This is a genomic window from Mesorhizobium sp. M0800 (genome assembly GCF_040320095.1).
Lineage (GTDB): Bacteria > Pseudomonadota > Alphaproteobacteria > Rhizobiales > Rhizobiaceae > Mesorhizobium.
In genome coordinates, this window is record NZ_JAMYOZ010000069.1 from 1 (window position 1) to 5,319 (window position 5,319).

At 61.4% G+C, this 5,319-nt stretch carries 2 protein-coding genes and 3 pseudogenes; 2 read left to right on the forward strand and 3 right to left on the reverse strand.

The genetic code is table 11. The features are described 5' to 3' along the window. A pseudogene (locus NKI18_RS33175) lies at window positions 1–516 on the reverse strand (class I tRNA ligase family protein); the annotation flags it as partial. A 451-nt stretch (window positions 517–967) separates the two neighbouring features. On the opposite strand from NKI18_RS33175, the gene NKI18_RS33180 reads away from it, so the two are divergent. Together NKI18_RS33180 and NKI18_RS33185 are read left to right on the forward strand one after the other, a co-directional pair. Further along, window positions 968–2,614: an MFS transporter gene (locus NKI18_RS33180; RefSeq protein WP_031213434.1), complete on the forward strand. Its 1,647-nt coding sequence runs from the start codon at window positions 968–970 to the stop codon at window positions 2,612–2,614. A 700-nt stretch (window positions 2,615–3,314) separates the two neighbouring features. After that, a pseudogene (locus NKI18_RS33185) lies at window positions 3,315–3,816 on the forward strand (IS5 family transposase); the annotation flags it as partial. On the opposite strand, the gene NKI18_RS33190 reads toward NKI18_RS33185, so the two are convergent. Both NKI18_RS33190 and NKI18_RS33195 read right to left on the reverse strand, forming a co-directional pair. Continuing rightward, window positions 3,804–4,805 carry an NAD(P)H-dependent flavin oxidoreductase gene (locus NKI18_RS33190; RefSeq protein ID WP_353022051.1) on the reverse strand — a complete coding sequence of 334 codons (1,002 nt, stop codon included), beginning with the start codon at window positions 4,803–4,805 and terminating at the stop codon, window positions 3,804–3,806. The pseudogene NKI18_RS33185 and the gene NKI18_RS33190 overlap by 13 nt on opposite strands. Window positions 4,806–5,106: 301 nt before the next feature. Beyond that, window positions 5,107–5,319 (reverse strand): annotated as a pseudogene (locus NKI18_RS33195) (IS701 family transposase); the annotation flags it as partial.

Consider the following 5,319-nt stretch of genomic DNA (forward strand, 5'->3'; position numbering starts at 1 on the left):
AGATGGCGGTCAACAGCTTCGGGTCCCAGTTCACAAGGCGCTTGTCCTTGTAGATCAGCCCTTCCTTGTAGAGCGTCACGAACACTTCGAGCACGGCCTTGGACAGGCCCTCGTCCATGGTGAAGCGCTCCCGGCTCCAGTCGGCCGAGGCCCCGAGCCGCTTCAGCTGGTTGAGGATGGCGCCGCCGGATTCTGCCTTCCATTCCCACACCTTGTCGATGAACTCATCGCGCGTCAGGTCGCGGCGGTGGATCTGATTTTGCATCAGCTGGCGCTCGACCACCATCGCGTGGCGATGCCGGCATGGTCCATGCCTGGTTGCCAAAGAACGTTCTTGCCGCGCATGCGCTCGAAGCGCACCAGAATGTCCTGCAGCGTGTTGTTGAGCGCGTGGCCCATATGCAGCGAGCCGGTGACATTCGGCGGCGGGATGACGATAGTGAAGGCTTCAGCCCCCTCCTCGGCCCCGGCACCGGCCCGAAACGTCTTTTCAAGCGTATTATGTTTTTTGTGCATAGACCAACGAGTTGAACGGCGGCCCCATAAATCGCCGATGTGATAGGTCGGGCAAAGGCGTCCACCAGCTCGTACTTGTCAGGACGATGCCACCCTTGATCTTGCACCCGCCTCCGATACCAGCGATGCGCTGCGTCATATGCTCATGCCTGTCAGGATGGGATGGGCGCTGCTAGCACCGTGGCAGTTTGACAACCCGGCCATCGGGGCGGTAGCACCGTCCAAGACCAAGAGTCGCAGGGCAGACCGCACCCCATCGGGCTGCGCGACCCAGACCAGCTGACGCCCAACTGGCACACTCATCGCGCATCAGCACCGTGGATGCGACATCTACTTTGTTTACTTTGTTGCGAGCGCGATATCGGAACTTGGTTGTGACGCAGCTGTGCGTAAGCGCACCGCTGTCAGCAAGTGAGTGAGCGAAAGAACTACGTGGTGGAGGTGAGAAGTCATGCGGCGTCAAGATTCCCCGCCCTTTGCGGCAAACACACTGATCCCTCTTCAGAATCCGGTCTTTCGTTCGATCTGGACAGCCACGCAGATATCCAGCCTTGGCTGGCTGGTGCAGAGCGTGGCTATAAGCTGGCTTATGGCAACGATTTCAGCCTCCGATCTGATGGTTGCGCTCGTGCAGGCTGCATCGACACTGCCCGCCTTCTTCTTGTCGATCCTTGCTGGAGCGATTGCAGACAGCTTCAGCCGCCGCGGCGTGATGCTTGCCGGACATTGCCTGATCGCATTGGCATCCACGGCGCTGGCTCTCTCTGTTGGACTGGGCTTTGTCAGTCCATGGCTGATCTTGGGACTGAGTTTCTTGGCGGGATGCGGCTTTGCCTTGAATGATCCAGCCTGGCACGCCTCGGTCGGCGACATCCTGGAAAAGCGCGACATACCCGCTGCAGTGACGCTGATGTCGGTGGGGTACAACGTGGTTCGGAGCATAGGACCGGCGCTGGGCGGTGTAATTTTGGCTTTGCTGGGCCCCCTTACGGCTTTCGCCTTCGCTGCGCTGACCGACCTGGTCCCATTGAGCGCTGTCCTGCGCTCCAAGTGGCAAGTTCGTTCTTCGCCTCTTCCGCGCGAGCGGATGACGACGGCCATTCATGATGGCATGCGCTTCACGGCAATCTCCTCGGAGATCAGAGTGGCGATCGTGCGTGCAACCCTGTTCGGGCTGTCAAGCATCTCGATCCTTGCTCTGCTCCCCCTCCTGGTTCGCGACCAACTGGCGGGGGGGCCAATTGTTTACGGCGTCCTGTTGGCCGGCTTCGGCACAGGCGCCTTCATCGCGGGCATTGGCAATAGCTACTTGAGACGCATCACGTCCCAAAATCGATTGATCACGCTCGCGTCCGTTGCTTGCGCAACGTGTTGCCTTTTACTGGCTCTCACATCATCGGTGGCTGTAGCAGCGATCGCGCTTGCAATCGCTGGCGCCGGCTGGGTTGTCACCTGGACCGGAACCGACGTGTGTGTGCAGTTGGCAAGCCCAAGGTGGGTCGTTGGTCGCACCCTGTCGATCTATTACGCCCTGACCTACGGCGGCATGGCAGCGGGCAGCTGGATCTGGGGTGCTGTCGCGCAGTACTATTCCCTGACGTGGGCTTTGGAAGGTGCTGCAGCGGCGCTGTTGCTGGTTGCAGCTGTGGGAAAGCTATTGCCGGTACGGCTATGGGAGGAATCGGATCAAGGGGCCTTCGACTTCAGGCCACCAGAACTGGCCCTCGATTTGAAGCCCAGGAGCGGCCCGATCGTGATCAAGGTGGAGTACTCGATCCCCGAGGAGAATATCGAGGAATTTCTGAGCTGCATGCGCGAAAGGCGGCGCGTTCAGAGCCGTGCCGGTGCGCGGGACTGGACCCTCCAGCGCGATCTTCAGAACTCGACTCTTTGGACCGAGACATTCCGCACGCCGACATGGACGGACTATCTTCGTCTAAACCATCGGCTAACGGTGACTGACAGGGAGGTAGGCGAGCGCCTTGCCGCTCTGCGGGTCGGTGATTCTCCTCCTCGTCTCTCACTTTCGATCGAGCGGTCGACAAGCCCCGCCCCCGGCAGCCAAGTCCAGCCTGTGCCCTTTGTATCGCGCCCGTAAGGAAACCAGTAACTTTTCTGGGCTCGGACACGGGAATGGCCGAGACCTACTCCTTCTCTCGTCGGGTCAGCCCGGATTGCCATACCTTGCGGCCGGTTAGGCGAGCATGAGGATTTGTGTGGCACGTATGTCCACCACGGGCCCATGTCCAGCCCCACCGCCTCTGCCATCAGATCGGCTTGGGGACGGGTTCAGGTCGCCTGTCCCCGTGCATCGCGGCGAGCAGCGGGGAGCAAGGGGGGCGGAGGGGTCTCGCCGGGCACGGAGTGAAGCGGGCAGACGGAGGAATCCGCCACCTGCGGCGCGACAATGAAGCTGCGAGCGTTGCCTCAATCAAGATGAGAATGCTGGCGGGTTGGAACGCAGGGAGGGCGTAGCCCGACTGGAGTTTCAACCCGCCAGCGCCGCCGCCTTTTCGGGCTTCAGCGCGCGCGTGGATTTTCTGCATTTAGCTGCAGCGAAGGTCCCGGTGGTGCGGTGGAAGCGCACCCGGGGCATCTTGGACTTATTATCCAGGACTGCTGCATTGCCACAGCAATGGTCACAACCTGCTAGGGTCCGGACCCATAAAGGGTTCCACTGACGGTGGTTTTATGATTCACGGTCTCCAAAGGGAGGCCACCGATGAATCGCGATTATTTCTGGCTGACCGAGGAGCAGTTTTCGCGGCTGCAGGCGCTGCTGCCAACCGACACGCGCGGCAAGCGCTGGCGGTCCTCCGGCTGAGGTCCTGATCGACTCTTCGGCCGTGAAGGCGCATCGCTGCGCTTCTGCCGGCAAAGGGGGGAGCAAAATCAGGCGATTGGCCGGTCGCGCGGTGGGCGAACCACGAAGATCCACGCCCTGACCGATGGCCTGTGCCGCCCGATCGCTTTCCTCTTGACCGGTGGCCAGGTCGCCGATTGCAGCGCCGGAGATTTGCTTCTGGAGCAGATGCCCGAGAGCCCGATCCTGCACGCCGACAAGGGCTATGACACCAATGCCATTCGCCACAAGGTCGAGGCTAAAGGGGCGATGCCGAACATTCCGTCGAAAGCCAACCGGCGCTGGAAGAACTGCTTCTCCCCTTCCTCTACCGTGATCGCAACGCCATGTTTGGACGGCTCAAGGATTTCCGCCGCATTGCCACCAGCTACGATCGATCGGCCACTAACTTCCTCGCTGCCGTCTGCCTCGCCGCTACGGTCGGTTACTGGCTGTGACAGTTGTCCTCGACAAACAGAAGCGAACTTGCGCCCTGAAGCAGGGTGATCGCTTCAGAAACGGTGCGAAGGAGTATGTCACTCGCCGGCTCGATGTCGTGGATGAGGCCGGCGGCCTCACCAATCATGATCGCGGCTATCGTGGGATCGCCGCTTGCCCACGCTTCGCGGTAGGCAGCGGACTGCGCGTCAATGTCGGCGAGGAGATGGGCCTCATTGCCGTGCCAGGCTTCCGTAAAAGCATTCTTCCGAACGCGCAGTGAAAACCGCGATGGCCAATCCAGGCGGCGCGCTAGGTCCATCACCGAGGTTCGAACCGTGTCGTCTCCGGTCGCGGCAAGGGCAGCCTGGTGCAGATTTGGATGAACGAGAGCCTCCAACGAGGCCCAGAAACGTGATCCCATCACGACGCCATCAGCGCCAAGCATCAGCGCCGCTGCGAGCCCACGACCATCGGCGATGCCACCGGCCGCGCAGATGAGCGTGTCCGGCGCCCGTCGCAGTACCAAGTTCGCGACCTCCGGAACAAATGTGAATGTCGCTCGCTTCTCACCGTGACCGCCGGCTTCCGCGCCTTGGGCGACGACGATGTCGGCTCCGGCATCAAGAGCGCGGCGCGCGTCGTCGAAGCTCTGGACCTGGCAGATCAAGGGGACCCCGGCGGCCCGTATCGCCGGCGAAAAAGGCGCCGGGTCGCCAAAGGATAGGAAAATCGCACTTGGTCGCCGCTCCAGGGCCTTATCCAGTAGGCGCGGGTTCCTGGCGAGTGACCAAGTTACGAAGCCGCAGCCGACAGGTCGGTTGCCAGATCGCTCGAACTCTCGCGTCAGCCAATCAGCGTCGCCATAGCCGCCGCCGATAAGCCCAAGCCCTCCGGCTGTATGACCGCACCTGCGGGTTCCCCGCCCGATGCGAATGCCAACGGGCGCGCTGATGATCGGATGCTGCAGTTTAAGCCGATCAGTGAGACGGGTTACGATGCGCATCATGAGTCCAACAGATTGCCTTGAGTATCGCAGGTTCGGTTGATCCTATCGAGCCCCGCTCAGCGCCCCGCGATTAACGGCAACCAGAGCCGCCAGTCGACCAACGGTTATGAGTCCGGACCTTAGTACTACAGTTGCGGATGCCGATGCCGTTTGTAGTGACAGATGGTGGCCGCAGCCTGATGTCGTCGTCGCCATAGCGACCAGGCGATGATGAAGGGCTTTTGTGTCGGTGGGAAGATGAGGATCCGGGCGAGGAGATAGCGGATCTCGGGGACGCTCGGGACGAGCGCAGCCATCCGGATCAGGCGGCGATTGGCTCCTTTGGACTCGTTTCGTTCGGTTTGCTCCATGCGCTGCGGCGAAGATCAGCCGATAGCTTCGAGAGGAATGCCAGGGCGGCCATGCACAGGCTCATGTGGCGATGCCATCCGTGCCAGGACCGAGCCTCGCAATGATCAAGTCCGAGATCATCCTTGGCGCGCTCAAAGCACTCCTCGATCGCCCAGCGCAGGCC

What these genes read in the sequence shown, in the direction of transcription:
- NKI18_RS33180 (WP_031213434.1), top strand. Translation starts at nt 968, where the DNA reads ATGCGGCGTCAAGATTCCCCGCCCTTTGCGGCAAACACACTGATCCCT.
- NKI18_RS33190 (WP_353022051.1), bottom strand. Translation starts at nt 4,805, where the DNA reads ATGATGCGCATCGTAACCCGTCTCACTGATCGGCTTAAACTGCAGCAT.